Below are 4,867 nucleotides of genomic sequence, written 5' to 3' on the forward strand. Positions count from 1 at the left end.
GTGTCGCTGCATGCGCGCGTCGCCATCCCGGTGTCGGCGCTCGGCAAGACGTCGTTCACGGAAGAGCAGCAGAAGGCTCTTCTCATCACGAACGTCGGCAAGATCATTTTCAACGAAATCTTCCCGGCGGACTTCCCGTACATCAACGAACCGTCCAAGGCGAATTTGTTGAACGGGGTCGCGGATCATTACTTTATTTACGAGAAGGGCGCCGACGTTCGCGAACGGATTCGGAACGCGACCTTCAAGGGCGCCGTAGGCAAGGACTATCTCGGCGCGATCATTGCGGAGTGCTTCCGCAAATATCACACGACGCAGACGTCCGTCATTCTCGACAATATCAAGCAATTGGGCTTCACGTATTCGACGCGCGCGGGCATCACGATCGCCGTCGCGGACGTGAACGTGCCTGCGGATAAAGTTCGCATCCTTGCGGAATCCGAGGAGAAGGTGCGCATCGTCACGAATCAATACCGCCGCGGTTTGATCACGGACGAAGAGCGTTACGACCGCGTAATTTCCATCTGGGGCAAAGCGAAGGACGAGTTGACCGACATCCTCATGAAGTCGCTCGACAAGTTCAATTCGATCTCCATGATGGTCGACTCCAAGGCGCGCGGGAACAAATCGCAGATCACGCAGCTGGGCGGCATGCGGGGCCTCATGGCCAACCCGTCCGGCCGGATCATCGAGCTCCCGATCAAGTCGAACTTCCGCGAAGGCCTTACGGTCCTCGAGTACTTCATCTCGACGCACGGCGCCCGGAAGGGTCTGGCGGATACGGCGCTTCGAACGGCCGACTCCGGTTACCTCACCCGTCGTCTCGTCGACGTCGCGCAGGACGTTATCGTCCGCGAAGACGATTGCGGCACGGATAAAGGCTTCGTCGTGGGCAAAATCCAGGACGGCAAGGAAGTCATCGAGGATCTGTACGATCGGATCGAAGGCCGTTACGCGTTCGAGACGGTGCGTCATCCGGAGACGGGCGAAGTCATCGTCACCCGCAACCAGCTGATCCGCGATCAAGAAGCGAACGCGATCATCGCCGCCGGCGTCGAGAAGCTGCAGATTCGCTCGGTGCTTTCGTGCCGGACGCGTCACGGCGTATGTAAGAAGTGCTACGGTCGGAACCTCGCGACGGGCGCCTTCGTCGAAATCGGCGAAGCGGTCGGCATCATCGCCGCGCAGTCGATCGGCGAGCCGGGCACGCAGCTCACGATGCGTACGTTCCATACGGGCGGCGTCGCGGGCGACGACATTACGCAAGGTTTGCCGCGGATTCAGGAGCTCTTCGAAGCTCGGAATCCGAAAGGTCAAGCGATCATCTCCGAGATCGACGGCGTCGTGAAGGAAATTCGCGAAGCGAAGGACCGCCGCGAAATCGAGGTGGCCGGCGAAGCGGAATCGAAGACGTATTCCGTCACGTACGGATCCCGGATTCGCGTCACGGTCGGCCAGGCGATCGAGGCGGGCGACGAGCTGACGGACGGCTCGATCGACCCGAAAGAGATGCTGCGCATCAAGGGCATCCGCGGCGTGCAGAACTATATCCTTCAGGAAGTTCAGCGCGTATACCGGAACCAAGGCGTAGAAATCAACGACAAGCACGTCGAGGTCATGATTCGCCAGATGCTGCGGAAAATCCGCATCGTCGACGCGGGCGACACGACGCTGCTGCCGGGCTCGTTCGTCGACATCCACGAGTACGAAGAAGCGAACCGCGTCGCGCTCATGGACGACAGAGAGCCGGCCGTCGCGCGTCCGGTGCTTCTCGGGATCACGAAGGCGTCGCTCGAGACGGATTCGTTCCTCTCCGCGGCTTCGTTCCAGGAGACGACGCGCGTCTTGACGGACGCGGCGATCAAGGGCAAAGTGGATCAGCTGCTCGGCCTCAAAGAGAACGTCATTATCGGCAAGCTCATTCCGGCCGGTACGGGCATGTCCCGTTACCGCGGCATCAAGGTCGTCGACCCGAATGCGGCGCCGGAAGAAGACGTCGATACGGCGGCGGAGCCGGTTGCGGTAGAGTAAATCGGCAAGAAGCGGCAGGTCGATCCGTCGGCCTGCCGGCCTTCTGGTCTTCGACCATACAAGCGAGGATTTCGCCTTGACATGGGCGGTGCCCGGTGATATTATTTTTCAGTGTGCCAAAAAGGTACGGTCTCATGCGAGATGTTCTTTGGAGGATATTTCAATAATGTCTTATGATGAAGAACTGCGCGGTAGACAACTGCGCATCGGCACCAAGCAAACGACGAAAGCGGTAGAAGTAGGAACGGCCGCCAAGGTGTTTGTTGCAAGGGACGCAGATCCGAAGCTGACGAGCAAAATCGTTACGCTAGCGAAGAAGATGAGCGTTGAAGTGACGTACGTCGATTCCATGAAGCTGCTTGGTAAAGCTTGCGGAATCGAAGTCGGCGCTGCAATGGCCGCCATCGTGAATGAGTGAAGCCATGTTTTTGTCGAGGAGATCCGAGACAAAAACATTCTCTTTGTTCACATATGACTCACCTGGATCTGTGGACTTAACATTTGATTTACAAACGTATTGAAGGAGGTGCAACATATGCCAACTATTAACCAGCTCGTGCGCAAAGGTCGTAAAGCGAAGATCGTTAAGTCGAAGTCGCCGGCCCTCCAAAAAGGGTACAACGCTCTGCGTCGCGAGGAGACGGACCTCAGCGCTCCGCAAAAGCGCGGCGTCTGCACTCGTGTCGGTACGATGACGCCGAAGAAGCCGAACTCGGCGCTTCGGAAATACGCTCGCGTACGCTTGACGAACAAGGTCGAAGTTACCGCCTACATCGGCGGCATCGGCCACAACCTTCAGGAGCACAGCGTCGTTCTCGTTCGCGGCGGTCGTGTTAAGGACCTTCCGGGTGTCCGTTACCACATCGTTCGCGGCGCGCTCGATACGGCAGGGGTTAACAACCGGATGCAAGCTCGTTCCAAGTACGGCACGAAGCGTCCGAAAGCGAAGAAGTAAATCTAGAAAACTGTAAGACAAGATAGCGACTAGGAATGAATTAGTTGCGAAAGGGGGATAACTATGCCACGTAAAGGTCCAGTTCCGAAGCGCGACGTGCTTCCGGATCCGATTTATAACAGCAAGTTGGTAACTCGTCTCATCAACCGAATCATGATCGACGGTAAGCGCGGGGTCGCCCAGACGATCCTGTACGACGCGTTCGAGTTGATTCGTCAACGTACGGGGAACGAGCCTATGGAAGTATTCGAGGCGGCGATCAAGAACATCATGCCGGTCCTCGAAGTCAAGGCTCGCCGCGTCGGCGGCGCGAACTACCAAGTTCCGATCGAAGTAAAGCCGGAGCGCCGCACTTCGTTAGGTCTTCGCTGGTTGGTCAACTACTCGCGCAATCGCGGCGAGAAGACGATGACGGAGCGCCTCGCCGCTGAAATCATCGACGCCAGCAACAACACGGGCGCATCGGTCAAGAAGCGCGAAGATACGCACAAGATGGCCGAAGCGAACAAGGCGTTCGCCCACTACCGTTGGTAAGATCGATACAACAAAAACTAGGATAGAAGGGAGAGCTAACGAATGCCAAGAGCGTTCTCTTTGCAGAACACGCGCAACATCGGCATCATGGCCCACATCGACGCGGGCAAGACGACGACGACCGAGCGCATTTTGTTCTTCACCGGACGCGTTCATAAGATCGGCGAAGTGCATGAAGGCGCCGCGACGATGGACTGGATGGAGCAAGAACAAGAGCGCGGCATCACGATCACGTCGGCTGCGACGACGGCGCAATGGAAAGGCCATCGCGTCAACATCATCGACACGCCTGGGCACGTAGACTTCACGGTAGAAGTCGAACGTTCCTTGCGCGTCCTTGACGGCGCGGTAGCGGTGTTCTCCGCTAAGGAAGGCGTAGAGCCGCAATCCGAGACTGTATGGCGTCAAGCGGATCGTTACGGCGTACCGCGGATCGCCTACGTCAACAAGATGGACATCATCGGCGCCGACTTCTTGAATGCAGTCGCATCGATGAGAGACCGTCTCGGCGCGAACGCGGTTCCGATTCAGCTGCCTATGGGCGCCGAAGCGGACTACGTGGGATACATCGACCTCGTGACCAATGTCGCGTACCGTTTCACGGACGACATGGGCAGCTTGGAGCAGATGAGCGAAATCCCGGCCGAGTATAAGTCGAAAGCCGAAGAGCTTCGGAACCAATTGGTCGAGAAGGTCGCGGAACTTGACGAAGACTTGACGATGAAGTACCTCGAAGGCGAAGAAATTTCCGTCGACGAACTGAAGGCAGCGCTCCGCAAGGGCACGGTAGGCGTTAAAATCTTCCCGGTCATTGCAGGCTCTTCCTACAAAAACAAAGGCGTTCAGCCGATGCTCGACGCGGTCATCGACTACCTGCCGGCTCCGGTCGACGTACCGGACATCCGCGGCGTCCTCGAAGACGGCACGGAAGTCGTTCGGAAGTCTTCGGACTCCGAGCCGTTCTCGGCGCTGGCGTTCAAAATCATGACGGACCCGTATGTCGGTCGTCTGACGTTCTTCCGCGTATACTCCGGTATTTTGAACTCCGGTTCGTACGTATTGAACGCGACGAAGGGCAAGCGGGAACGGATCGGCCGCATCCTGCAGATGCACGCGAACTCTCGCGAAGAGATTCAAGAGGTATACGCGGGCGACATCGCGGCTGCGGTAGGTCTCAAGGATACGATTACGGGCGACACGCTCTCCGACGAGAAGAACCCGGTTATCCTCGAGTCCATGAACTTCCCTGAGCCGGTTATCTCGATCGCCGTCGAGCCGAAGTCCAAAGCGGACCAAGACAAGATGGGCGTCGCGCTCACGAAGCTCGCGGAAGAAGATCCGACGTTC

The 4,867-nt window shown here is 57.7% G+C and carries 4 protein-coding genes and 1 pseudogene; all 5 read left to right on the top strand.

Going from position 1 to position 4,867, the window contains the following annotated elements; translation table 11 throughout:
* A pseudogene (locus VEZ38_RS15910) lies at positions 1-2,031 on the top strand (DNA-directed RNA polymerase subunit beta'); the annotation flags it as partial.
* A 166-nt stretch (positions 2,032-2,197) separates the two neighbouring features.
* The gene (locus tag VEZ38_RS15915) at positions 2,198-2,449 is read left to right on the top strand and encodes a ribosomal L7Ae/L30e/S12e/Gadd45 family protein (protein ID WP_324895132.1); all 252 of its coding nucleotides are present in this window, start codon (positions 2,198-2,200) and stop codon (positions 2,447-2,449) included.
* 117 nt (positions 2,450-2,566) lie between these two features.
* Positions 2,567-2,986 carry a 30S ribosomal protein S12 gene (rpsL, locus tag VEZ38_RS15920; RefSeq protein WP_324895134.1) on the top strand — a complete coding sequence of 140 codons (420 nt, stop codon included), beginning with the start codon at positions 2,567-2,569 and terminating at the stop codon, positions 2,984-2,986.
* A 63-nt stretch (positions 2,987-3,049) separates the two neighbouring features.
* Positions 3,050-3,520, top strand: coding sequence for a 30S ribosomal protein S7 (rpsG, locus tag VEZ38_RS15925; RefSeq protein WP_138198073.1), 471 nt, complete (start codon positions 3,050-3,052; stop codon positions 3,518-3,520).
* 42 nt (positions 3,521-3,562) lie between these two features.
* Positions 3,563-4,867 (top strand): elongation factor G (gene fusA, locus VEZ38_RS15930; protein WP_324895136.1); only part of this gene is annotated, 1,305 nt, incomplete at its 3' end.

This window comes from Paenibacillus sp., assembly GCF_035645235.1.
Taxonomy (GTDB): Bacteria; Bacillota; Bacilli; order Paenibacillales; family YIM-B00363; genus Paenibacillus_AE.